Here is a 23,979-nt window from a genome sequence, read left to right as displayed (position 1 = left end):
GAGCCCTCCTCAGTAGCGCGCGAAGATCTCTCTCAATCCCTGCGCGTCGTGGGTGTGCATGAGGGCGAGCATCAGGAGGATGCGCGCCTTCCAAGGGGAGAGATCCGGCGCGAGCAGGGCACCCAGCGGCGCAGCCGGATCACCGACGATGCGGCCTCCAGGTACGCGCGAGGCCAACACCACCGGGATGCCGGCCGCGACTGCGGCACGCACGCCTTCCCTCGCCCCGGGGCTGGTCCGGCCGCCCGCGAAGGTGGACAGGACGATCCCATCGGGGCGGCGCGCGATCAGGTCCTCCAGGTCGCGGCGTTCGAAGCCCGTATAGTCGTGCGCCACCAATACGCTGGGGAGTGCCGCGCTGGCGCGCACGTCGAACGCACTCTCCACGGTGTGTGGCTTCAGCGAGGCACGCAGGAAGACCACCGTGTCCGGATCGACGTAGCCGAGGTGGCCGAGCTCCGGGGACGCGAAGGTGTCGACCCGGCGGTTGTCCGTCTTCCAGACATCACGGGCGGCCGAGATGTCCTCGTTCAAGACCACCAGCACGCCCTGCCCTCGCGCGGAAGGCGAGGCAGCGACCCGGACGGCGTTCAACAGGTTGGCCGGGCCATCCGCCGAGATCTCCGTGGCGGAACGCATGGAGCCTGTCACCACCACCGGCCTCGCGTCCCGCACCGTGAGGTTCAGGAAGAACGCGGTCTCGTCCATGGTGTCGGTGCCGTGCGTGACCACGATGCCCGCGAGCTCCGCGTCCGCAGCGAAGAGCGCGTTCACCCGTTGGGACAACGCCAGCCAGTGGGCGGGCGTCATCTGCGAAGAGCCCACCCGGCTGAACTCCTCGACGCTCACGCGCGCGTGCTGCAGCAGCTCCGGCACGGCGCTCACCAGACTGTCGCCGCTCGCCATGGGGGCGTCTGAGCGACTGGCGATGGTGCCACCGGTGGTCAGGATCACCACACGGGGCAGGGGCGCCTGGGCGGTGAGCGGCGTGGCGGCCGTGGCGAGAACAACGAGCAGCAGCGCGATCACTGGGTGCCTCGGGTCAGGTGGTGCTCACGAACGTGCTCCACGCCCAATTCGTCGGTCCAGAGTCCGAGCACATAGTCATCGCCGATCTCGAAGACCCTGAATCCCTCAGGGAGCCGAATCGTGGCGCGAACGGCCCCGTCCGGGTCGTAGATCGTCCAGGAAGGCGCGGGAGGGAGCCGGGCCCAGGTTGGCTCCGAGACCCAGACGCTGCCCTGCGGGTCGATCAGGAGAGATCCGTAGGCGGGGCCCGTCCTGGGGTGGGGCGGCTCGGAGAGGAATTGGGCCAACTCAGCGCGTCGCGCTGGATCGGGATCGGGGTAGGTAGAAGCCGCGCTGGCAGCCCAATCCTGGACCTGGGCCTCCGTCACGGTCAGGTCCACCGCCGGACCACGAATGAGGCGCAATCGCCTGCCGTCAGTGCTCCACGTCTCGATCTCGTAGGTCTCCTGCGTCCCCAAGTAGACGCGATCGTCGTGAACTCCGAATACGAGCGAGCGGGCGAGGGGCGCTGCGCTCATCAGCGGGCGGCCCTCGCGGGTCCAGACGGCCTCCTCATAGCCAGGGAACGTGCCCAGTGGCGCACCGACACCGTCCTCAGGGCCGTACCTCAGGATCGTGGACGAGGAGCGCACCGCCGACCCGAATGGTGCGCGTCCATCCTGCGTCAACGAGTAGGGCGGCTCGTCCATCCACTCGATCCAGAGGGAACCGTCGCCGGCCCGCTGGAGCGGGGCAAAGGGGACGACGCGCCCACCGCCGAGTGTGCGGGTGTCCAAGAGCTTCCCTGTCGTTGACCAGACGCTGATCCGCCGCAGCCCTGAGTCCAACGCCATGATCGTGTCGTTCACGACCAGGAGGTCGGCGAGCCGGGTGAACTCGCCTGGACCCTCGCCTTTGCGACCCAAGCGATGGATCAGCCCGCCCTCGCGATCGAAGCCACGGATCTGGGTCGCTCCTGCATCAGCGATCCAGATGCTGCCCTCACTCGTTCGACGTGCGCGTACGACACGAACGAACAGTTGGTCCTCGTCTTCAGGATCGCCACCGATGTCGATCGCAGGTATCGTGTCGACAACCCACACCGGAGCGGCGTCCAGCGCGGCCTGCGAATTCTCGACGATGGAGATTCCCGCGCTGTCCCGTCCGAGTACCGGCGGTATTTCTGAGCCTCGGTCGCATCCCCAGGCCGCGATGAGGACCACAGTGACGGGCACGGAGAGTCCCCCGGCGCCGCGCGACGGCCGTTGTGGCGCCCCCGGAGGCCTTCCGACTCGGTACCCAGACACTGCCTACGGCGCCCGATAGACCACGCGCCCACCGATGATCGTATAGACCACGCGCGTGCTCGGAATCTCGTCCTCGGGGACCTCGAGAATGTCCTTGGACAGCACCACCACGTCGCCGAGCTTGCCGGGCGCGAGCGAGCCCTTCACGTCCTCCTCGAAGGCCCCATAGGCGGGCCACACGGTGTAGCTCTTGAGCGCTTCCAGGCGGCTCATGCGCTGCTCTGGATAGAACACCGAGCCGTCCTTGGTGCGGCGGGAGACGGTGGCGTAGTAGTTGGCGATGGGGTCGACGTCCTCGACCGGCGCGTCGGTTCCGTTCATGACCACCGCGCCGCTCTTCAGAAGGCTCTGCCACACGTAGGCGCCGTCCTGGGCCCGCTGCTCACCCAGGCGGATCGGTACGAAGGGCGCATCCGAGGTGGCGTGGATGCCCTGCATCGACGCGATCACACCGAGCTCGGCGAAGCGCGGGATGTCGGCGGGATCCAGATGCTGCGCGTGCTCGATGCGCCAGCGCCAGTCCGAGCGCTCGGGGTGCGCGGCGAAGGTCTGCTCGAAGATGTCCAACACCTCGCGATTGCCGCGGTCACCGATGGCGTGGATGCAGAGCTGGTAGTCGTTGGCCGCGGCCAGCCGCGCGGTCTCCTCCAGGTCGGCGATCGGCACCGTGTTGAGGCCCGAGCTCGACGGCAGGTCCGTGTAGGGTGCCAGCAACCAGGCGCCGTGTGAGCCCAGGGCGCCGTCGATGTAGCGCTTGATGGCGCGCACGGTCAGGTGGTCGTTGCCGTAGCCCACGGTGCGGTAGCGCGGCAGCGCCTCGGCCAGCTCTTCGTTGGAGCCGGCCAGCATCACCCAGAGCCGCACGTCCAGTTCGCCTGCGTCGATCATCGACTTGTACAGGTCCACGGTGCTGGGAGAGGCGCCCGCGTCCTGGAACGAGGTGATCCCCTTGGAGACGAGCTCCTGGTTGGCGAGGGCGGCCGGCCTCCGCGGATCGACCGGCGTGGCGGCTGCATAGACTGGCGCGAGCAGATCCTCGGCGGTCTCCTTGAAGAGGCCGGTGGGCTCCCCGCCTGCGTCCTTCAGCACCTCTCCGCCCATCGGGTCGGGCGTGGAGCGCGTAACGTCCGCCAGTTCCATGGCCTTGGCGTTGGCGAAGGCGGCGTGTCCGCTCGCGTGCACCAGGATCACCGGGTTGTCGGGGGAAATGGCGCTGAGGGTGTGATGCGTAGGGATCCCCTCCACGCTTCCGGTCGGCGTATGCGTCCACTTCTCCTGATGCCAACCCCGCCCCCGGATCAACTCTCCCGGTTGGGCCGCCGCCACCGCTTCCTCCACTCTGGAGACGATCTCCTCCCAGCTCTCCGTGTCCATGAGGTTGAGCTGGATCTGGGCGTCCCCGACCCCCATGTAGTGAGCGTGTCCTTCGATGAAGCCGGGAATGGCGAGGCGACCCTCGAGATCGATCACCTCGGTGGAGGATCCCCGCCGCGCTGCGATCTCGGCCACCGATCCGACCGCCAGCACCCGCCCGTCCTTGATGGCGATGGCCTGTCCTTCGGGTCGGGCCTCGTCCACCGTCACCACACGTCCGTTCGTAAGGATCAGGTCGGCGGCCTCAGCGGCGGGCGCGCCGTCGCCTCCACAGGCCGCGAGGGCCAGCAGGGGCAGGAGGGGGAGCATGCGAATAGTCCGGTCGAGCATGGAAGCCGTCTCCGTCATCGTGGTCGCGGGGCCAGGTCGAGGCGTGCGGGAGCCGCTCCTCCCCCCGCGCGATCCGAAAGGGGATTCCGTAGATTCTAGGCTCGCGGGCCCCGGTCCCGCGAGCACCGCCCGCCCGGAGGACTGCATGACCGCCCGATGGACCCAACCCTTCTCCGCACTGCGCCCGTTCGCGCCAGCGCTGCTTTCGGTTGCAGTCGCGTGGGGCTGTTCCGGGCAAGCGGACGAGGCACCGGGTGCCGGCGTGCTGGCCACGGAGCCCCGGATCACGGTGGCGGACGTCGGTCTGGCAACCCCCGAGTCCGTCCTTCACGACCCGGCGGCGGATGTCTACCTGGTCTCCAACATCAACGGCGACCCGTTCGCCAAGGACGACAACGGGTTCATCAGCCGGCTCGCGCCCGATGGGGCGGTGTTGGAGCTGAAGTGGATCGACGGCGCGGATGACGACGTGAGCCTGAACGCGCCCAAAGGGATGGCCATCGCGGGCAGCTCGTTGTTCGTCACGGACATCGACTGCGTGCGCGTGTTCGACCTCGCCTCGGGAACGCCCACCGGCGAGGTCTGCCTCCCCGAGGCCACGTTCCTCAACGACATCGCCTCGGACGACTACGGCACGCTCTGGATCACGGATTCGGGATACGAACCGGGGTTCGGGGCCTCCGGAACGGACGCGGTCTACCGGATGGCAGCCGATGGTCGCATGAATCCCGTGGCCCTGGGCGATTCACTGGGGCATCCCAACGGCATCGCCATCGGAAGCCGCGGGATCTTCGTCGCCACCTTCGGGAGCGGCGAGGTCTACACCCTGACGGCCGACGGCCAGCGTAGCACCGTGTTGCCTCCGTCGGATCGCCAGTTGGACGGCGTCGAGTTCGTCCGTGACGGCGGGTTCATGTTCTCGAGCTGGGGCGAGCAGGCGGTGCTGCGCGTGGGTCCCACTGGCGCGCTCCGCCGTATCGTCACCGACATCGAGACGCCCGCGGACATCGGATACGATGCCGTGCGCAACCGGGTGCTCATTCCGCTGTTCAACACCAATCAGATCATCATCGAAGCGCTCGACGGCTGAGCGCCCTTCACCACCCAACCCACCGCACCTGAACATGTCCATCGATGCTGTGCCCGCTGAAGACCGGGCTCGTCTGATCGTACGTCGCCTTCTCGCCATGAAACCGGGCGAGCAGGTCGCCCTGGTGTGTGACCCCTCCAGCGAGCGCGTCATGGTCGACGCGCTGTGCCACCAGATTCTCGAGGCGGGCGCCGAGTTCACGGTGCTCACTCAGCCGGACCGGGACACCGATCGCAAGAACGAGCTGACGCCGACGATCCAGAAGGGCCTGGAGGCGGCCGACGTCGTGATCGGTCTGACCCGTTCCGGGGGGGCGCCCACCTACCACCACGCCGTCAAGAAGCTCTACAAGGCCAAGACCTTGCGCGGCATGTCCATGGTGATGCGTACGCTGGAGAACTACACCTCCGGCGGGGCTCTGGCGGACTATGATGCCCTGAAGGCGGAAGGGGAGGAGCTGGCCGCGCTCTGGCGCTCTGGCTCCCGCATCCGGGTGACCACGCCGGCCGGTACCGATCTGACGGCGATCATCGCGGGTGAGGACGTGATCGTTGAGTGCGGGTTCGCCACCGAGCCCGGTCTGGAGGCCGCGTTCTCCGATGGGGAGGTGTCGCAGATGCCCACCGAGGGCACGGCGCAGGGCACCATCGTGGTGGACGGTCCGGTCGCGCACCTCGGTGGCGGAGAGCCCATCCGCCTGCGCATCGAGGAGGGCCGGGTGGCCGCCGTGGAATCCGAAGGGCCGCGCTCGGACGCGCTGCGTGACATCATCCGCCGCGTTCCCCGGGCCGACAACATCGCCGAGATCGGAATCGGTCTGAACGGCGCCTGCCGGCGCAACGGCGACTTCGAGGAGGAGAAGAAGGCCAGGGGGCTGGTGCATATCGCCATCGGGGACAACGTCTTCTATGGCGGCACCGTGCACTGCTCGGTGCACATGGACATGGTGCAGTACGCGCCCACCATCCGCATCGACGAGCATGTGGTGGTCGATGCGGGCGAGGTGGTATTCGACCGCCGTTGAGCGGCGCCCCGGTTCGCCGGGGGGCAACCTCCTTGCTTCCTACAGAGTCTAAGGGTAAGAATCTGTAGGGAGGGGTGCTCCGCCGGGCCGGGGGGTGAGCCTCAGAGCCTTCACGAGTGGGGCGGCGTCCCACTCCCGGACCGGCGAGTCCCACTATGAGCTTGATGAAAGGCACCCTGGACGTGCTGGTGCTGAAGTCCCTCAGCTGGGGACCTCTGCACGGGTTCGAGATCACGACGTGGCTCGAAGATCGTTCCGCCGGTCAACTCTCCGTGGACGAGTCCGCTCTCTACCAGGCGCTGCATCGGATGGAAGCCAAGAGGTGGCTCTCCGCGGAGTGGGGTGTAACGGACAACAACCGCCGGGCGCGCTACTACACTCTGACTCGCGCCGGACGGAGTGTGCTCAAGGCGGAGAGCGACCGCATCACTGGATACGTGCGCGCGCTCACGGACGTGCTTTCCGCCCGAACCGCGTAGGGGTCGGAACATGCCACGCATCCGTACCGGCATCCTTCGAACGCTCCGCTTGAAGCTCCGTTCCCGTCAGGCCACGCGCTCCGAGCTCGACGAGGAGCTGCGATTCCATCTGGAGGCGCGCACCGAGCAGTTGATCGCCGGGGGGATGGAACCAGAGCCCGCCCGCCAAGAGGCACGACGTCGTCTGGGCCTCGACTCGGCGGTCGGCGCGGCCCTGTACCGTTCCGCGGAGCGGCGAGACCGGCAGTTGCAACGGAGCGAGAGCCTGAGCGAGTGGACCCACGACCTGCGGTACGCGCTGCGCGGCCTGGTCGGCCGGCCAGGCTTCACGGCGGTGGCGGTTCTCACGCTGGCCCTGGGCCTGGGAGGGAGCACAGCCTTGTTCAGCGCTGTGTACGCGCTGCTTTTGCGGCCTCTCCCCTTTCAGGATCCCGACGCCCTGATGCGGGTGGTGCAGGTCCGACCCGGGACCGCTCCGGTCGACGCTCCGCAGCGGGAGTCCGTCTGGTCGTATCCCAAGTACGAAGCACTCCGTGAAGCGCAGTCGGTGTTCACGGAGATGGCGGTCTACACGTCCGCGGGGCCGGCCATGCTGGAGACCGATCATCCCGAACGGGTGAGGGGGGAAGTGGTGGGCGCCGGCTACTTCTCGCTCCTGGGCGTGACCATGCAGCTCGGGCGCGCGTTCACGCCGGAGGAGGACGAGGGACCGGGCAGCCGCAAGCTCGTGGTGCTGGGAGACGCCCTCTGGCGGAGCCAGTTCGGCGGAGACTCGTCCACGGTCGGTCGCTCGGTGGTGATCGATGGTGAGCCGCTCGAAGTGATCGGCGTCGCGCCGCCGGGATTCCGCGGCCTCACCGGACGGTCGGAGGTGTTCCTGCCGGTCATGCGTTGGCCCGCCTCGGAGTTGAGCCAGCCCTACTCGCACATCTTCAACGTGGTGGCGCGGCGCCGGGGCGACGTCTCGTCGGGAGCGGCGTCAGCGGCGACCGTCGAGGCCGGCGCTCGGGTGGCCGAGCGCTATCCTGGATCGGACGCCTCTGAGGTCTGGTCGGCCCGGGCGACGCCGCTGGACAACGCGCGGGTGGCGCCTCGCATCCGCCGCTCCGTGTGGGTGCTGTTCGGCGCGGTCGGCTTTGTCCTGCTGGTTGTCTGCGTGAACGTCGCCAACCTCCTGATGGGCCGCTGGCGGGCCCGACGCGCCGACTTCGCGGTGCGACAGGCGTTGGGAGCGTCACGTGCGCGCCTGTCCAGGCTGGTGCTCACCGAGTCCCTCCTGTTGTCGACACTGGGAGGGGTTGCCGGCGTAGGGGTCGCCGCGCTCGGCACGATGCTGCTCCGGCGTGTCGACCCGATCGCCCTGCTGCGCTCCAACGCCCTGGGTCTGGTCGACTTCTCGACCATTCATCTGGAGCCCCTCCCGTTGCTGTTCGGCTTGACGTTGGCCGGTCTGACCGGCGTTCTCTTCGGGCTCGTCCCGGCGTACCAGGCCGGTCGCGCATCCGTCGTATCCACGCTGAAGGAGGGTGGGGCTGGCGTCTCCGGAACGCGGAGCCGCTCATGGGGCCGAGCCACGCTGGTCGTGGTTGAGGTCGCCATGGCGGTGGTGTTGCTGGCAGGCTCGGGGCTCATGCTGCGGAGCCTCGCCCACCTGCTCTCGGTTGACCCCGGATTCGACGAACATCGACCAGTCATGACCGCGGACCTGTCGGCTGCCCCAGGCGCCACGCCTCGGGACTCCCTGCCGGGCTTCTATCCGATGCTGGCCGCTCGCCTAGAAGGGCTTGCCGGTGTGGAGTCCGTGGGCTTCGCGCTCTGTCCCCCGCTGTCGGGTGGCTGCGCCACCACCGTGATGACGTTCGAGGACCGTCCCGACATCGCGCTGGACCAGGCCCCCGAAGTGGGCGTGCACCGCGTCACGGGCGGGTGGTTCCGGACGGTTGGCGTGCCGCTCTTGCAGGGCCGGGTCTTCGGCGAGCAGGACGGTCCGGACGCGCCGCAGGTCGTGCTGGTCAATCGGACCGCGGCAGAGCGCTTCTGGCCGGGGGAGAGTCCGGTGGGGAAGCGCATCGCGATCTACAGTTCCGGTTTCGACGACGGGGCCACGGTGGTCGGCGTGGTCGGCGACGTGCTCTACGACACCCCGGAGCGCGGCGCGCTACCTGACGTGTATGTGCCGCTCACGCAGGCGCCCCACCCGCGACCGTCGCTGTTCGTACGTACGAACCCGCGGATGGGCGACCCGAGTTCGCTGCTCCGTGCCGAGCTGCGTGCCGCCGCGCCCGGCTTCGCCGTGGAAGACGTCCGAAGCCTCGAGGATCGGACCGCGGATGCGACCGCGCAGGCGCGGTTCGGCGCGGTCTTGCTGACGGGTTTCGCGGCGGTGGCGCTCTCGTTGGCGCTGCTCGGGATCTACGGCGTGATGTCCTTCTCGGTGTTGCAGCGTCGGCATGAGATGGGAGTGCGCATGGCGTTGGGCGCCGATCGCGAGCGTGTGCTTCGCCTGGTGCTTGGCCGTGGACTCACTCTCACGCTGACGGGGCTGGTGCTGGGGGCGCTGCTGGCGGCCGTTCTCACGCGTGCGCTCCAGAGCCTGCTCTTCCAGGTCGCGCCCACGGATCCGGGAGTATACGCCGGCATCACCGGCGTGCTGCTCCTCACAGGCTTGGCAGCCAGCTGGCTTCCAGCGTGGAGAGCCGCACGCTTCGACCCGGTTTCGGCGTTGCGAGGCTGAGTGCCGCCGGCGCGGCTACGAGGGCCGCCGCCGGGTCCGGCCTCACCCTTCCGGCGGCGTCCACTCCGCGCCGCCCCGCACCAGCGGGCGGCCCGCCAGCGCGCCGGTGGCCGCGCCGTCGCGGATGGCGAAGGTGCCGTTGACCAGGACGTGCACCGTGCCCTCCGAGAACACCTGGGGCTCCTGGTAGGTGGCACGGTCGAAGATGCGTGTGGGGTCGAGCACCACCACGTCGGCCTTCATGCCCTCCCGCAGGTAGCCACGGTCGGGGAGGCGCAGGAAATCCGCTGCCAGCCCGGTCATGGAGCGGATGGCGAACGGCATGGTGATCACGTCTTCGTCCAGGACGAAGTCCCGTAGCTTCTTGGTGAACGCGCCGAAAGGCCGAGGATGGGTGATGACCTGATCCGGGCTGGGTGTGCGTCCATCCGTACAGGTCATCATCCACGGCATGCGGGCCAGGACCTTGGTGTTCTCGGTGTCGTAGAGGTCGAGGTTCATCACCGCCGTGCTGCCGCCCCGCAGGATCCGGCGCACCGTCGCGGGTACGGGCTGATTCCACTCACGCGCCACCTCTCCCACCGTCTTCCCGTTCAATTCGGGGCGGGGGTCCACGATCATGATCTTGTCGGCACCCCCACGGATCTCCAGCATCTCCATGGTCTGGCGATCCAGGATGCGCGCGGTGTCCGGGTGGTCGAAGCGCCGCTCCATCTCGGTCTGGCCGCCGGCAGCGGCCCAGCGCGGTATGGCATACGCCGCCAGGTTGGACTGCGTGGCCGTGTAGGGATGTTGAGCGGCCTGGACGTCCACGCCACGCGCCCGGGCCTCCTCGATCATGCGCGCCCCCACGTCGGCGCGGCCGTAGTTCTTGGCACCCTGTGGGTTGAAATGGCTGAAGATGACCCGAGCGCCCGACTCTTCACCGATCCGGATGCCCTCGGCCACCGAGGCGTCGTAGCCGATGCCTTGATAGGAGGCGCCCAGGTCGCGGTCGTGCGTGTCGTAGATGGCTCCGGGCTCGCCCGCTTCAGAGACCGCCACGCGCGACAGCTCGATCACCTCTTCCGTCTCTGCGTAGTAGCCGGGCGTGTAGAACAACCCGCTGGACAGACCGAAGGCGCCGCCCTGCATGCCTTCGCGGACGAGCGCCCGCATGCGCTCCATCTCCTCGGCATCCGGGGCACGGGCCTCCATGCCCAAGACCGCCCGCCGCACGGCGCCGTGACCGACGAAGTCCACGGCGTTGGTACCGATTCCGTTGTCGTGCCAGCGTCGCAGTTGACCCGCCACATCCGGATCACCGCCACCGTCGACGCCCAGCACCACCGTGGTGATGCCCTGGAACAGGAACGGCTTGGCGTCACGACCCCAGGGCTCGTCCAGCTCCGCGTGGGAGTGCATGTCGATGAATCCGGGCGCCACCAGCAGATCGGTGGCGTCGACGGTGTCGCGCGCGGTTCGCCCAGCCGCACCGGCGTCCCCGACAAAGAGGATGCGATCCCCGCCAATGAGCACGTCGGTAAGGGTGGCATTCCCGCCGGTGCCGTCGTAGACCTGGCCGCCACGGATGAGCAGGTCGGCCGGCGCGGTCGCATCACACGCCGCCAGGACGATCAGGGCCAGTGCCAAGCCGAGGGGCGTGGCTCGGCTCTCCAGGCGGCGCCGTGAAGGAGTGTTCTGCATGGACGGTCCGGTGGTGGGTGGACTCACGAGCCTCGGGGGCGCAGCCAGGCGTCGCGCAGGGGCTGCGAGCCCGGCAGCGGCGTTGCGCTCAGGGCGGGATCGGCCTCGAGCCGGAGCGTGGCGCTCTGCATCCGACCGCGGGACTGCCACTCGATCGTGACCGAGTCGCCGGGTCGCTTTCCGGCCAGAATGCGTGCGATGTCGCCGGCATCGCGGATGGACTGTCCGTCGAACCGGGTCACCACGTCTCCGCTCTCGATGCCGACAGCGTAGACCGCGCTCCCCTCCAAGGGACGGGAAAGCACCGTCGCTCCGTCGCGCGTGCTCTCGAACGACAGGCGCAGCGTGGCCCGATCCGGCTGGGACGGCGCCAGCCGGTAGCCTCCGGAGGCCAGAAGCGCCTCGAAGTCGGGGACTTCAGTGCCGGTGACGTAGCGGCGGAAGAAATCCGCGGCGAAGGTGGCGTCACCGCTCACCTCTGCCAGCGCGGACTCGGCGTCCTCGACGCGGTAGGGACGGAACGGCTTGCCATGACGCGTCCACAGCAGGCGCATGAAATCGTCGAGCGTGCGGTTGAAGCGAGAACGCAGCGTCAGGTCGAGCGCGAGGCCGAGGGCCGAGCCCCATGTGTAGTAGGAGATGAAGATATTGGCGGTGTTCTGCGGGTCGATGGAGACGGCGGCGTCCACGAAAGGCGCATTGCGGCTCATTTCCACTGCGCTTCGGTGGTGGAAGCCCGGGCTGTTGACGACCCCGTTCACCATCCCGGCGATGCGCTGACCGAACGCAGCGGCATCCAGCACGCCGGCACGGGTCATCGCCAGGTCGTCGTAGTAGCTCGTGAAGCCCTCCGCCAGCCAAAGCTCGTTGGACACGTTGGCCGCCTCGAAGTCGAACGGCTCCAGCGTGACGGGACGGATGCGTTCGACGTTCCATGCATGGAAGAACTCGTGCGCGACCGTGCCCAGAACGCCCACGGCATCCTCGGGCAGGTGGGCCACGCGATTCACGACGGTGGAGTTCCGATGCTCCATCCCGTCTCCTGAGATCCACGGGAGGTAGGCTGCCAGGAAGGTGTAGGTGCCGTAATCGAAGGCGGGCAGCTCCCCGTAGACCGCCGTCTCCTCGCGCACCACCGCCTGCACCATGCGTAGGTAGTCGTCGAAGGCCGCGTCGGTCCCCTGATGCCGGAGGGCGAAGCGGAGAGTTTGGGTGCGTCCCCCGCTCTCGACGGTCCACTCCCGCCAGGCGATGTCTCCCAGCGAAGTGGGCGAGTCCATCAGGTAGGCGTGGTCCGGAGCGCGGAACAGGTGCGGATCGGACGTCGGCTCGAGCTGCGTAGCGACGTCCCATTCGGCGCCCGCGGGGGGCGCGAACCGCACCTCCACCGGTCGGTCCGTCATCTGTCGCGCCCACATGTAGGTGGCCGGCGCATTCAGCATGGCGCCCGTGGGATCGATCTGCGCGTACGTGCCGTCCCCGCGATCGCCGAACAGTGTGTAGGCCACCCGCACGGTGCCCTGGTGGCCGCTCACGTTCCACTGGTGCAGATCGGGTCGCGCAACCTCGAGCGCGTGGCCGGACCCGTCCGTGATCTCCACATCGTAGACGTTCTTGGCGAACTCGTGTAGCGCGTAGCGCCCCGGGGAGGTGCGGGCCATGCGCAGCTCCAGGGTACCGGACGGCACGTCCGCGAAGGTGGCGGTGATGCGCGCCTCGTGGTGGACGGCGTTGGGAAAGGCGACCTCGTAGCGGACGGGGGCTTGGGCCGTGAGCGGGGGCGTCAGCAGCGCGCACGCGAGCAGAAACAGGTGCGTCGAGCGAGAGGCGAGGTGCATTCCGGAACTCCTGGACGAACTGGAGGATCGAGGTTGGAAGGTAGGGCGTTCCCTCGGCCCGCACATGACCCGGAACGAGAACGGGCGCGGGGGAACGTCCCCCGCGCCCTGCGGCCGCCGTCCTGCGCGGACCGGCCGGCCCACCGACGGCGTCAGTCCTCGCCCCGGCCCCGTCGGCCCCGGTCGTCGCGGCGATCGGGCCGGTCGTCGCGCCCGTAGTCGTCGTAGCGGTCGTACTCGGCGTACCAGCGGCGCACGTTCAGCCGCACCACGTCGACCCAGGGATCCCGGCCGTAGGCGACCAGCTCCGCCACCGGAGTGCCCCCGGCCCGCACCTGGAGTACCCGCCCCCCGCGGGCATAGGGCACCCACCGACCCACCAACCGCCCGCGGGCGCCGATGCGGTCGGCGTGCCGTTCGAGCCGGTCCACCGTGCCCCGACCCAACAGCCGACGCAGCTCTCCGCGGTCCAACCGGTCGTCATAGAAGCGACCCAGTCGACGCACGTCGAAGCGGGCGTCCCAACGGACGGTGCGCCACAACGGGCGGTAGGCGTAGTCTCGGCGGTCCCGATCGCGCACCACGACGACGCGGGCGCCCCAGCCTCCCGAACCCACCCCGATGTCGATCCGCCCGCGAGCGTCCACGTACCCATCGCGACCCTCATAGCGGTCCTCCCGCCGGTCGTACGCGTCTCCCGAAAGCACAGGGGCTTCCCCGCGCACGCCGGTCCGAGCCCGTGCGTCCGTCGCGAAGTCGTCGACGATCTCGAAGTCGTCACCGTTCAGCGGGCCCAACCGGTCCGCGGCTCCTTCGAGCGCGGCTTTCGTCTCCCACCACTCATCGACCTCCACCCGGGCCTGCGCCGAAGCGGAGGACGCCGTGAGGGGAAGGACAGCGGCGAGCAAGCCGGCTGAGCGTACCCATCTGCGTTTCATGGCGACCTCCTCCTGTTCTGCGGAGGTGGCCACCGACCCATCGCCGGCTGGCGCTCCTCCGCGCTGAACGTTCGGAAGGCAGAGGCCATGCCCGACCGGTACGGACCGTCTAAGCGATTATAGAAAAAGAAGTTAACGTGAAGAAGGCCGGTCCCGCTCGGCCTCGGCTCTGTCCTTTCTGGAGGACAGATTCACTCGGGAGCTCAGCGCACCCGGTGACCGGCGATCCACACGGAATGGATGCGCCGGGTGTTGGCGATGTCCTGGAACGGGTCGGCCTCCAGGACCACCAGGTCAGCCCACTTGCCGGGCTCCAGCGTGCCCACCTCCGGCAGCCCCATGCAGCGGGCCGCGGTGCGGGTCGCCGCCAGCAGGACGGCCGCGGGACTCATGCCCGCGGCGCTCATGAGCTCCATCTCCCGGTGCTCGAAATAGCCCTGGAAGCGCCCCGCCGGTCCGGTGTCGGTGCCCAGCGCGACGGGGAGTCCGGCCCCTGCGATCACCACCAGATTCAGGCGCGCGGTCTCCAGGGCCTGCTTGTAGCGCTGCGCGGCGGGATTGGCGCGCACCTCGGCCTGACGCGCGGGGTCGGACAAACGCCGCAGCACGGCAGTGTCGGCCTGGGCCAGGAAGAACGAGTCAGCGAAGAATTCCGGAGTGGACTCGTAGATGAACGTGGACACCTCGCGCATCAGCGTGGGCGAGTAGCAGGCGCCGCTCAGCGAGAGCGCCTCGATGAAACGGGCGTCGACCGTTCGATCGCGAACGGAATGCGCGATGAAGTCCGCGCCGGCCTGGAGCAGCGCCCGGGCGTCCTCCAGATAGAAGATGTGGGCGGCCACCTTCAGTCCCCGCGCGTGGGCCTCGTCGATGACGGCCGTATAGACGTCGGGCTCCATCTTCCGGGTCGTGCCCAGGTTGTCGTCCACCCGGATCTTGACCCAGTCGACGTCCATGTGGTCGAGTTGGGCCACGACCTCCCGTGCCGCATCGGGCGTCTCCGCCTCCACCACCGGACCCGCCACGAACAGACGCGAACGGTCGAGCTCCGGCGTATCCTGCCCGTTGCGTAGTGCAACTCCCTCCTCAGCGTCTCCACCCAGGCTGACCACCGTCGTCACGCCGTACCAGGCGTAGAGCCGGAGCTGGCGGAGCAGGTTCTCCTCGGTGTAGTGGCCCCCTTCCAGCCCGAGCACGTCGCCCACATGCCCGTGGCTGTTGATGAAGCCGGGGACGACCCACAATCCGCCCAGGTCCGTCACTTCCGCGTCGGCAGGGACCCGAACCGTGGACGACGGTCCCGCAGCCGCCACTCGACCGCCCTGGATCAGCACCGTTCCGTCTTCCGCCAGCGGAGCGTCCGTCCCCGTCCAGAGTCGAGCATGGGTCAGCGCCCGCACGGGGGCGTCCGCAGCGGGCGACGGCGCCCTCATCGTCGCATCCGCCGGTGGCGGCGGCGCGTCGCCTCCGCCGCAGCCCAGGAGGAGCAGTGTCGCAACCACCCAGCGTCGATCGGTCATGATTCTCCAGCGTCCGGATCCCAGGGGAAGGCAGGAGGATCGGGGCGCCGTCAGGGGCCGGTCAAGCGCGTCGCACCCGCCTGCCGGGCACTGTCGGAGCGCCAAAGCGGGAAGGGATTGCCCCCCTACCGCTGGCGCGTCCTGAGGGTGTGGCGCTGTAAGACACTGCCACCAAGCGTGTTGCGTGCCTGGATCCAGCCGCCCCCCGCTGGCGCACATGTTGCGATGGTTCCCCCCGGACCCGGATGCACCGGGGTCCTGGGACATTGGAGAACCCCCCATGCAGCGATCCCACTTCCGCACGGCTCTGCTTTCGGCTGCCCTCGTCGCAGGGCTGAGCGCACCGGCCTCCGCGCAGATCGGCTTGACCGCCAACATCGGCACCCTGGGTGTCGGTGGTGACGTCGCGCTGGCGGTCGCGCCCTTGATCGGTCTCCGCGGCCGCGTGACGGTGCAGCCCTGGGAGCCCACCCGTACCGTCGACCAGGTCGAGGTGACGGCGAGCATGTCGTCCCCGAACATCTCTGCCTTCGTCGACTTCTACCCGCTGGGTCGGACGCTGCGTCTGGTCGGTGGCGTCGTGAAGTTCGGTTCGAACATCCAGGTGGTGGGTGTGCCGCTGGAGCCGGTCGAGATCAACGGCGTGACCTACCAGCCTGAGCAGGTCGGCAGTGTCACCGGCACGATCCTCACCAAGGAGTTCGCTCCCTACGCCGGCATCGGCTTCGGGAGCCCCATCGGCGGGTTCGGCCTGGTCGTCGACCTGGGCGTGGCGTTCCAGGGTGCGCCTGGCGTCGCGGTCAGCACCGACGGCCTCCTCTCGACCGAGGCCGCGTTCCAGGCGGACCTCGACGCCGAGATCGCGCAGATCGAGCAGGATCTGGAACCGTTTCGCTTCTATCCGGTGGTGAGCATCGGGTTCTCCATCGGACTCTGAGCTTCGTCCATCCCCCCGACGGGGGAGGGCGATCACCAGCCTCTTCTTCGGAAGAGGACCTCCTGAGCCGGACGGGCACCCACAGTGGGTGCCCGTTCGAGTTGGGGGGGCAAGACGACCTTCGCCTTGTCCGGGCGGTGCCCGCGAAGCGACTGTGTTGCAGAACGCGTTGACCCCGACGGAGAACAGATTCGTGCCCCCGCGTGTCCGACAGGCCGGTGCCCTGGTCCTCATGATGATCGCCCTGGGCGTCGCCACGGGCTGCGTCGAGGCGTTGATCCTGTGGACCAAGCAAGCGGCCTTCGGCCAGGTCATCTTCGTCAGTCGCCACGCGCTCTGGATGACGCCGTCGCTGTATGCCCTGATCTTCGGTGCGCTCGGTGTCCTGCTGGGCGCGCTCGCGCTGGTGTTCCCCACGTGGGTGACGGCTCCCTTCGCGGTCTTCGTCGGCGTGTCGTTCGGAGTTGGGTGCCTCTTTCTTCCAGTGGGGGCCATCCACCGCATCGCTGCCGCCATCTTGTCCGCTGGAATCGGCGTCCAGATGGCGCGCTACACACGTGAGCGCCCTGCACGGGCGCGCCGATTGCTCGGGGGCGCTCTGGTGACCCTGGTGGCGCTGTCGGCTGCGGCGGGTGCCGTGGGCGAAGTCCTGCGGCGCACCGACTCGAGCGGATTCGCAGGCCCCGTCAGCGGCATGCGCACCGGAATGCCCAACGTTCTGCTGGTGGTCTGGGACACCGTGCGGTCGGCGAGTTTGAGCCTCTACGGACACGCGCGTCCGACTTCACCGGTGCTCGAGCGCCTGGCACGAGAGAGCGTCGTCTTCGATCGCGCGTTCTCGGCGTCTCCCTGGACCCTCCCCGGTCACTCCACGCTGTTCACCGGCCGTTGGCCGCACGAGCTGTCGTCGAGCTGGTACTCGCGCCTGGACGATGCGGAACCCACCATGGCCGAGGTGTTCCGCACCGCCGGATACACCACCGGGGGCTTTGTGGCGAACCACCACTACACGAGCTACGACTCGGGTCTGGGCCGGGGCTTCGACGTCTACCAGGACTATCGCGTCAGCCGTGAGCAGTTCCTGCTTTCTTCGGCGTTCACGCAGACGCGGAGCGGGGGGCGGATGGTGCGTGCCCGCTCTCTTTCAGAGCTCTGGTCGGCGCTGCGGGAGTTCAACTGGTACGTGGACGTCAAACGCGGCAGCGACCGCAAGCACTCTGATGACATCAACGACGAGTTCCTGACGTGGGTCGACGGTCTGGGCAGCCAACCGTTCTTCGGATTCCTGAACTACTTCGACGCCCACGCCGGCTACTGGTCGCCTCCGGAGTTCAAGCGTTTCGGCCAGGGGGCGGAGGCGGCGTATGAAGCCGCGATCGCCTATCAGGACGATCGCCTGGGGACGCTGCTGGAGGAGTTGGAGCGCCGGGGTGTGCTCGAGAACACGCTGGTGATCTTCACCTCCGACCACGGGGAGTTGTTCGGTGAGCACGGCCTCAATGGCCATGCGCACAACCTCTACCTTCCCGTGCTGCACGTGCCCCTGCTGATCCGCTACCCCGGGGGCGTGCCTGCGGGCGTGCGCGTGGGCGCCGAGGTCAGCTTGCGGGACGTGCCCGCCACGGTCCTGGACCTCGCGGGTATCGATGCGGGCGGCGTTTTTCCGGGCAACTCGCTCACCCGGTATTGGTCCGGCACGCCACAGGAGGCGGCTTCGCTGCTGGCCGAGGTGCAAGTGGGGCGGAACAACCCTCCCACGGATCCGATCAGCCGCGGCCCCGTTCGCTCCGTGTTGCAGGACGGATGGCAGTACATTCTGAACGGCGACGGCGTCGAGGAACTGTACGATTACGCTGGGCGCCCGGGAGACGAGACCAACCTGGTGGAGTTGCCCGAACACCAGGCGCGGCGCTCCGCCATGCGCGCGTGGCTGGAGCACGTCGTGCCGGAGTCAGCAACCACCGGCGCCACCTCACACTAGGGAAGCTCCCCGCACCGTGCGCTGCCCCCGCTGCGCAGGGCTTCCTCGAGTGGGCACCAGGCCCACCCCGTCGGTCGCTACACGCCGGTGCTGATCACCGAGACGGCGGCCTGCCCTTGATCCACGACCTGGGCGCCCCGGCCGCTGCCGTCGAACGTGCGGACCTGGATGCCGAAGGTGTAGTTGTGACCGGCACCCCAGCCCTCCGTACGCCCGATGTCCAGCAAGTAGCAGCCCGAGGGAATCGCATCGCCCGGCTCCCACATCGTCTCGTGCACGGACCACACCGCAGGGTCCACCACCAGCGAGATGTTGGACGTGATGCGGAAGTTGGCTTTGGTCAGACCTGTGACGGGTGATCCGTCGTCCGCGCGCGAGACCGAGGCGTAGAGGAGCAGTCGGTGCCAGGAGTCGCCGGTCGACTCTCGACTGACGGCACTGACGATCAGACGGGCCATGGTAGGGCTCCGGTAAGGGGAGAAGGGATCCTTTCCCGGAGCGCAGAGCGCGGCGCAGAGCGGTCAAATCACCTCGATCGGGCTCGCTCTTCAAACCCTGCCGCCCCCGCGCCCATCCAACGGAGGCATGTCCGTTCCCCCCTGTCACTGGGCATCGATCATGGAACAGCTCGGCCGGGACCTCCGCTTCGCTCTGCGAACCCTGCGCATGCGTCCTGGCTTCGCCCTGGTCGCGGTCCTGACCATCGCGGTGGGCATCGGCGCCAACTCCGCCATCTTCAGCGTGGTCAACGCGGTGCTCCTGGAGCCCATCCCGGTGCACGAGCCCTCCGAGCTGGTGGTACCCGATGTCATCTCCCCCAACGGATACTCCATCAGCCTATCGATCCCGAATCTGAGGGATTGGCGCGAGCGGAACCGTTCATTCGCGTCGATGGGGATGAACATGAGTCGCACGCGGACGCTCACGGGTGGAGAACGCCCGGAGATCGTGCGCACGCGCTGGGTGCTGGGTGACTTCTTCGAGACCCTCGGCGTCGCTCCGGCCCTGGGCCGCACCATCCTCGCTGAGGAGACCTTCGAAGGGGCTCCAGCCATTGCGGTCGTGACGCACGCGTTCTGGCAGAGGCATTTCGGAGCGGAAGACCCCTTGGGCCGAACCCTGGTGTTGGACGACGAGCCCTTCACGGTGGTGGGCGTCATGCCGGCCAGCTTCCAGTTTCCGGATGTGCGGACCGACATCTTCATTCCCATGGGCTACTACGCCGCCGGCCTTTGTTGGACCAACCGGGACTGTTCGCAGGGAAGTTGGGCGATCGCGCGCTTGGCGCCCGGCGTCACGCTCGAGTCCGCCCAGCGCGACCTGAACAGCATCGTCGAGGGCATCGAACAGGAAGAAGGTCAGCGGGTGGCCCATCCGGAGCTCGAGTCGCTGGCGGACTACTTCGTGGGCGACATCCGCATCAACCTGTGGCTCATGGCCGGAGCGGTGGGGTTCGTTCTGCTGATCGCGTGCGCGAACGTGGCCAGCCTCATGCTCGTACGTGGAGAGACCCGTAAGAAGGAAGTGGCGTTGCGTGCCGCTCTGGGTGCGGGTCGCTCCCGCGTGATGCGGCAGTTTCTGACGGAAAGCCTGGTGCTGGCCGGGGTCGGGGGCGTGGTAGGCACGGCGCTGGCCTTCGTGGGCATTCGTCTGCTCGTACCGCTGATCGCGGAGTCCCTCCCTTCCGCGATGGCGGCGCGCATCGGACTCGATGTACGGGTTCTCCTGTTCACCGGGGTTGCCACGCTGCTGGCGGGGTTGGTCTTCGGCCTCGCCCCCACGCTGCGTGTTTCGCAGACCGACCTGGTGGGCGAGTTGAAGGAGGGAGGGCGCGGTTCCCCAGGACCGGGCCGCAGTGCGCTGCGCTCAGGGCTGGTGGTGGTGGAGGTGGCGCTCTCTCTGGTCCTCCTGATCGGCGCGGGCCTGATGGGTCGTAGCATCCTGCACTTGAAGAACGTCGACAAAGGATTCAGCGAGGAGGGCATCTTCACGGCGGAGGTCACGCTCCCTCGAGCTCGCTACGAGGGACATGATCCTGCCTGGGCGTTCTTCCGGGAACTGCACCGGCGTGTGCAGGCCCTGCCCGGGGTTCGCACCGCGTCCCTGACGCAGATCCTGCCCCTCGAGGGCAGCAGCTGGGAGCAGGGCATCTACCCCGAGGGCGTGGAGCTGACGCAGGAAAACGTCCAGTCTGTGCTTTTCTACATGGTCACGCCCGAGCACTTCGAGGTGTTCGGGATCCCGCGTCTGGCCGGTCGGGGCTTCGAGCCGCAGGACCGCGACGGCTCCGTACCCGTCGCCGTGATCGACGAGACCATGGCGGAGCGCTTCTGGCCCGGTGAGAGCGCGCTGGGAAAGCGAGTGACCTTCGAGAGTCGAAGCCATGAAGGTGACGAGTCGGAGCGGATCTGGCGGACCGTGGTGGGTGTCGTGAAGAACGTGCGGCACTATGAACTGGAGAACGCGTCCCGCATCACCGTGTACGTGCCGTTCGAGCAGACGGAAGGAAACTGGACCACATCCCTCAAGATCGTGGCGAAGACGGCCGGGGCACCGGAGCTGCTCACCGAGGCCGTGCGCGCCGAGCTGGCCCAGCTGGATCCGGAGGTCCCCCTCGACGAAGTCCAGACCATGTCGGCGGTGGTGGACGAGGCCATGTCGGGGCCGCGCGCCCTGGGCGCGCTGCTCTCGGTGTTCGCATTGGTGGCGTTGGTGCTCTCGGCCATCGGTCTGTTCGGCCTGATGGCCTATTCGGTCACGCAGCGCTACCGCGAGTTCGGGATCCGGATGGCCCTGGGGGCCAGCGCCCGCGACGTGGTGGCCAGCGTGTCCGGTCACGGGCTGCGCCTCGCCGGCACGGGTGTGTTGCTGGGACTGGTCAGCGCGCTGGCGCTCACCCGGGTCATGGCAGGCCTGTTGTTCGAGGTCGACCCGCTGGACGTTCGGACCTTCGCGGTCGTGTCGCTCACGCTGCTGGTGGTGAGCGCGCTGGCCACCTGGGTGCCGGCGCGCCGGGCCACGAGAGCAGATCCGGCGACCGTGTTGCGGCAGGAGTAGCGGCGCAGCACTGTCCTTCCCGGCCGCCCAAGGAGGCGGTCCTCCGCGGCGCCCGGACCCGGTGCCACGGCCCTCCAGGGAGGCAGGCCGGTGAGCTTCATGGTAGCGCTCGGTGGGCTCGCCGTGCTGCTGCTCGCGGGATTCGCGCTCCAGGCGCGCATTCGCGTCCTGGGTCGGCTGCTCCTGCCTGCGTCGGTCATCGGTGGGTTCATCGGCCTGCTGGGCGGACCGTATGTGTTCAACGTGGTCCCTACCGATGTGGTGAGCCTGTGGAGCGGCTTGCCCGGCGTGCTCATCAACTTCGTGTTCGCCGGTCTCTTCCTGGGCGTGCGGGTTCCCAACGTGAGTGTGCTGGTGCGCTTGGGTGGGCCGCTCTTTCGCTTCGGAGCCGTCACCTCCCTCGGTCAGTACGTCGTCGCCTTCGTCTTGGCGATGGTGGTCCTCACGCCCGTATTCGGGGTGCCGGACCTGTTCGCTTGCGTGTTGGAGGTCGGATTCGCGGGCGGACACGGCACCGCGGCGGCGATGGCTGGTGTGTTCTCCGACCTCGGTTTCGAGGCGGGCGGGGCCTTGGGTCAGATGTCGGCCACGGTGGGCATCGTGGTGGGCGTGGTCACCGGAATGGCGTTGATCCAGTGGGGGGTGCGGCGCGGCTTCACCACGCAGATCGGGGCGGAGGCGCTGGAGGGCGCCGCGCTCTCCGAGCAGCTCGCCAGCGTCATCCCCGCGGATCGCCGTGCGCCCATCGGCCGCGCCACCGTGCGCGCGAGCATCCTGGACCCGCTCACCTACCACCTGGCCGTGGTGGCCCTGGGCATCCTGCTCGGATGGGTGGCATTGCAGGGTGTTCGGGCGCTGCACCCCAGCCTCTCGGGGTTCCCGTTGTTCCCCCTGGCCATGTTGGGCGGCATGCTCCTGCAGTTCCTCGCCGATCGCACCGGGGTGGCGGGTACGTTCGATCGTGGCACGTTCCAACGCATCACCGGCTTGGCCTTGGATCTACTGGTGGTCGCCGCCATCGCCTCGCTTCGCTTGGACCTTTTCCTCGAGAGCGTGGTGCCGTTCACGCTGCTCATGATCGCGGGAATCGCCTGGACGTTGTTCACCTTCGTGTGGCTGGCGCCCCGCATGCTCGAGACGCACTGGTTCGAGCAGGGCATCGTGATGTACGGCACGCAGACCGGCGTGACGGCGGTCGGGCTGATGCTGCTGCACATCGTGGATCCGGACAACGAGACTCCGGCGGCGCAGGCCTTCGCCGCCCGCGCGATCGTGGGCTCGCCCCTCTTCGGCGGCGGCCTGGTCACGGCGACCATCCCGCTGCTCGTGCAAGCGAACGGCGTGCTGCCGGTTCTGGGGGGCAGCACGGCGTTGGCCCTGCTCATGGTGTTCTGGCCCCGGCGTCGAGTCCGGACGTAGCGACGAACCGCTCGGTGTCGCGATCGGTTCCGGTGGGTGGACGTGCCGATCCGAACCGTGGGGGCGCGGCCCCCCTCAGCCGATTTCGAAGCGGTCCAGCCCGAAGGACTCCAGTGCGCGCGGTGTGGTTCCGCTCACCGCCCACTCCGCCAGCAGCGGTGCCACGGCCGGAGCGATCGCCCAGCCGTGGCCGGTCCACCCCGTCGCGAAGAGGACGTTCTCGGTGCCGGGCGTGCGGTCGATGACGGGAATGCCGTCGATGCAGATCGTTTCCGGACGGTCGGCCCAGGCGGACGCAACCCGTACGCCGCCCAGCGACGGGAACACCGCAACCGCCTGTGCGACGTTGCCGGCAACGGTCTCCGGGGTGGTCTCGCCTGCGCCCCGTTCCGGGTTCCAGCGTCCGCGCCATCCGCCCGACATCATGACTTCGCCGGCGGGGGTCATCTTGAGCGCCAGAGGACGATGAGCGTGTCCGATCAGGTGGCGAAACGGCGGGGGTGAGACGGGCTCGGTGAAGACGGCCTGGGGCAGAACGGTCCAGACCGGGAGAACGAGGCCCCAGACCGCCTCGAGGAGGGGAGCCACCCCCGCGTTGGCGAGGAGCAGCAGCGTTTCGCCAACCTCGATCCGTCCGCCGTCCTCGAGCTGCACCGCGCGCGCTCGGGAGCCCTCGAGCACGACGTCGGTCACGCGAGCGCCCTCGATCGCAGCGGCCCCTTCGCGCTGCGCCGCCCAGGTGTATGCCAGTGTAGTCGCGGTGTGATCGGCGACCCCGTCGAGCGGGCAGTGCAGGGCGCCCAGGATGCCCTCCGCCAGCCCGGGCTCCAGGGCGTGCACGGCCTGCGCGTCCAGATGGGAGGTGGGGATCCCCAGCCCTGTCTGGACGGCGGCCCGCACCTGTGCGGCGGGGATGTCGTGGTGCCGCTCGTACAGCAGGAGCTGGCCACACCGTTGATATCCGGTGGGAGCGTCCAGCTCGGCCTCCAAATGGGGCCACCGTGTGTATGCCTGCCGCATCAACGGGAGCTCACGCAGGTCGCGGCCGTTGGCCCGCACGCCGCGCTGGCCGGCTCCGCCGGACGCTCCGCTGGCGAAGGTGGACCCCTCCAACAGCGCCACTTCTCGGCCCCGTCGAGCCAGCTCCCATGCGGTGGCGGCCCCGTAGATCCCGCCTCCGACCACGACGATCTGCGCGCTCTGCGTGTTCATGCGCGCAAGATCGGTCCACTCCCGGTCGACCGCCACGTCCTCGGT

The 23,979-nt window shown here is 68.6% G+C and carries 17 protein-coding genes; 8 read left to right on the top strand and 9 right to left on the bottom strand.

The annotated features are described in order from the left end of the window. Positions 1-9 precede the first annotated feature (9 nt). From R3E10_08580 to R3E10_08570, 3 genes are all read right to left on the bottom strand, one after another. A complete protein-coding gene (locus R3E10_08580) occupies positions 10-1,029 on the bottom strand; it encodes an asparaginase (GenBank protein MEZ4415798.1) in 1,020 nt (339 codons plus the stop codon). Further along, positions 1,026-2,243 (bottom strand): 6-bladed beta-propeller, encoded by a 1,218-nt coding sequence (locus R3E10_08575; protein ID MEZ4415797.1) that lies wholly within the window; start codon positions 2,241-2,243, stop codon positions 1,026-1,028. Before R3E10_08575 ends, R3E10_08580 begins: the two co-directional genes overlap by 4 nt. A 75-nt stretch (positions 2,244-2,318) precedes the next feature. Continuing rightward, on the bottom strand, positions 2,319-4,019 hold the full coding sequence (locus tag R3E10_08570) for an amidohydrolase (protein ID MEZ4415796.1): 1,701 nt from the start codon (positions 4,017-4,019) through the stop codon (positions 2,319-2,321). 145 nt (positions 4,020-4,164) lie between these two features. Between R3E10_08570 and R3E10_08565 the strand changes: the two genes are divergently transcribed. The 4 genes from R3E10_08565 to R3E10_08550 all read left to right on the top strand — a co-directional run bounded on the left by R3E10_08565 (position 4,165) and on the right by R3E10_08550 (position 9,346). After that, entirely contained in the window at positions 4,165-5,109 is a 945-nt protein-coding gene (locus tag R3E10_08565; GenBank protein MEZ4415795.1) for an SMP-30/gluconolactonase/LRE family protein, read from the top strand. A gap of 34 nt (positions 5,110-5,143) precedes the next feature. Continuing rightward, positions 5,144-6,133, top strand: a complete 990-nt coding sequence (locus tag R3E10_08560) for a leucyl aminopeptidase (GenBank protein MEZ4415794.1) — start codon at positions 5,144-5,146, stop codon at positions 6,131-6,133. 155 nt (positions 6,134-6,288) lie between these two features. Further along, the gene (locus R3E10_08555) at positions 6,289-6,612 is read left to right on the top strand and encodes a PadR family transcriptional regulator (protein MEZ4415793.1); all 324 of its coding nucleotides are present in this window, start codon (positions 6,289-6,291) and stop codon (positions 6,610-6,612) included. Positions 6,613-6,622: 10 nt separating this feature from the next. Next, positions 6,623-9,346 carry an ABC transporter permease gene (locus R3E10_08550; GenBank protein ID MEZ4415792.1) on the top strand — a complete coding sequence of 908 codons (2,724 nt, stop codon included), beginning with the start codon at positions 6,623-6,625 and terminating at the stop codon, positions 9,344-9,346. A 42-nt stretch (positions 9,347-9,388) separates the two neighbouring features. Here R3E10_08550 and R3E10_08545 read toward each other — a convergent pair whose 3' ends face one another. From R3E10_08545 to R3E10_08530, 4 genes are all read right to left on the bottom strand, one after another. Next, positions 9,389-11,032, bottom strand: coding sequence for an amidohydrolase family protein (locus R3E10_08545; protein ID MEZ4415791.1), 1,644 nt, complete (start codon positions 11,030-11,032; stop codon positions 9,389-9,391). A 23-nt stretch (positions 11,033-11,055) separates the two neighbouring features. Next, positions 11,056-12,870, bottom strand: coding sequence for a PDZ domain-containing protein (locus R3E10_08540; protein MEZ4415790.1), 1,815 nt, complete (start codon positions 12,868-12,870; stop codon positions 11,056-11,058). Between the two features lie 152 nt (positions 12,871-13,022). After that, positions 13,023-13,808: a hypothetical protein gene (locus tag R3E10_08535; protein ID MEZ4415789.1), complete on the bottom strand. Its 786-nt coding sequence runs from the start codon at positions 13,806-13,808 to the stop codon at positions 13,023-13,025. A gap of 203 nt (positions 13,809-14,011) precedes the next feature. Then, positions 14,012-15,328, bottom strand: coding sequence for an amidohydrolase family protein (locus R3E10_08530; protein MEZ4415788.1), 1,317 nt, complete (start codon positions 15,326-15,328; stop codon positions 14,012-14,014). Positions 15,329-15,608: 280 nt separating this feature from the next. Between R3E10_08530 and R3E10_08525 the strand changes: the two genes are divergently transcribed. Beyond that, entirely contained in the window at positions 15,609-16,265 is a 657-nt protein-coding gene (locus R3E10_08525; GenBank protein MEZ4415787.1) for a hypothetical protein, read from the top strand. A 193-nt stretch (positions 16,266-16,458) separates the two neighbouring features. Further along, complete coding sequence (locus tag R3E10_08520) at positions 16,459-18,246, top strand: sulfatase (protein ID MEZ4415786.1); 1,788 nt, start codon at positions 16,459-16,461, stop codon at positions 18,244-18,246. A gap of 77 nt (positions 18,247-18,323) precedes the next feature. On the opposite strand, the gene R3E10_08515 is transcribed toward R3E10_08520, so the two are convergent. Continuing rightward, on the bottom strand, positions 18,324-18,704 hold the full coding sequence (locus tag R3E10_08515; protein MEZ4415785.1) for a hypothetical protein: 381 nt from the start codon (positions 18,702-18,704) through the stop codon (positions 18,324-18,326). Between the two features lie 127 nt (positions 18,705-18,831). Here R3E10_08515 and R3E10_08510 point away from each other — a divergent pair, with 127 nt between their 5' ends. Both R3E10_08510 and R3E10_08505 read left to right on the top strand, forming a co-directional pair. Beyond that, a complete protein-coding gene (locus R3E10_08510; GenBank protein MEZ4415784.1) occupies positions 18,832-21,303 on the top strand; it encodes an ABC transporter permease in 2,472 nt (823 codons plus the stop codon). Positions 21,304-21,393: 90 nt separating this feature from the next. Continuing rightward, positions 21,394-22,722, top strand: coding sequence for a sodium:glutamate symporter (locus tag R3E10_08505; protein ID MEZ4415783.1), 1,329 nt, complete (start codon positions 21,394-21,396; stop codon positions 22,720-22,722). A 75-nt stretch (positions 22,723-22,797) separates the two neighbouring features. Here R3E10_08505 and R3E10_08500 read toward each other — a convergent pair whose 3' ends face one another. After that, complete coding sequence (locus tag R3E10_08500) at positions 22,798-23,970, bottom strand: FAD-binding oxidoreductase (protein MEZ4415782.1); 1,173 nt, start codon at positions 23,968-23,970, stop codon at positions 22,798-22,800. Between the last annotated feature and the right edge of the window lie 9 nt (positions 23,971-23,979).

This window comes from Gemmatimonadota bacterium, from assembly GCA_041390105.1.
Taxonomy (GTDB): Bacteria; Gemmatimonadota; Gemmatimonadetes; order Longimicrobiales; family Gaopeijiaceae; genus JAGQIF01.
This window is presented reverse-complemented; position numbering and strand designations above follow the sequence as displayed.

Bases quoted from the DNA above. Each gene is read 5' to 3' on its own strand.
- R3E10_08570 (MEZ4415796.1), bottom strand. From the start codon at position 4,019: ATGCTCGACCGGACTATTCGCATGCTCCCCCTCCTGCCCCTGCTGGCC.
- R3E10_08565 (MEZ4415795.1), top strand. From the start codon at position 4,165: ATGACCGCCCGATGGACCCAACCCTTCTCCGCACTGCGCCCGTTCGCG.
- R3E10_08560 (MEZ4415794.1), top strand. From the start codon at position 5,144: ATGTCCATCGATGCTGTGCCCGCTGAAGACCGGGCTCGTCTGATCGTA.
- R3E10_08555 (MEZ4415793.1), top strand. From the start codon at position 6,289: ATGAGCTTGATGAAAGGCACCCTGGACGTGCTGGTGCTGAAGTCCCTC.
- R3E10_08550 (MEZ4415792.1), top strand. From the start codon at position 6,623: ATGCCACGCATCCGTACCGGCATCCTTCGAACGCTCCGCTTGAAGCTC.
- R3E10_08545 (MEZ4415791.1), bottom strand. From the start codon at position 11,032: ATGCAGAACACTCCTTCACGGCGCCGCCTGGAGAGCCGAGCCACGCCC.
- R3E10_08540 (MEZ4415790.1), bottom strand. From the start codon at position 12,870: ATGCACCTCGCCTCTCGCTCGACGCACCTGTTTCTGCTCGCGTGCGCG.
- R3E10_08535 (MEZ4415789.1), bottom strand. From the start codon at position 13,808: ATGAAACGCAGATGGGTACGCTCAGCCGGCTTGCTCGCCGCTGTCCTT.
- R3E10_08530 (MEZ4415788.1), bottom strand. From the start codon at position 15,328: ATGACCGATCGACGCTGGGTGGTTGCGACACTGCTCCTCCTGGGCTGC.
- R3E10_08525 (MEZ4415787.1), top strand. From the start codon at position 15,609: ATGCAGCGATCCCACTTCCGCACGGCTCTGCTTTCGGCTGCCCTCGTC.
- R3E10_08515 (MEZ4415785.1), bottom strand. From the start codon at position 18,704: ATGGCCCGTCTGATCGTCAGTGCCGTCAGTCGAGAGTCGACCGGCGAC.
- R3E10_08510 (MEZ4415784.1), top strand. From the start codon at position 18,832: ATGTCCGTTCCCCCCTGTCACTGGGCATCGATCATGGAACAGCTCGGC.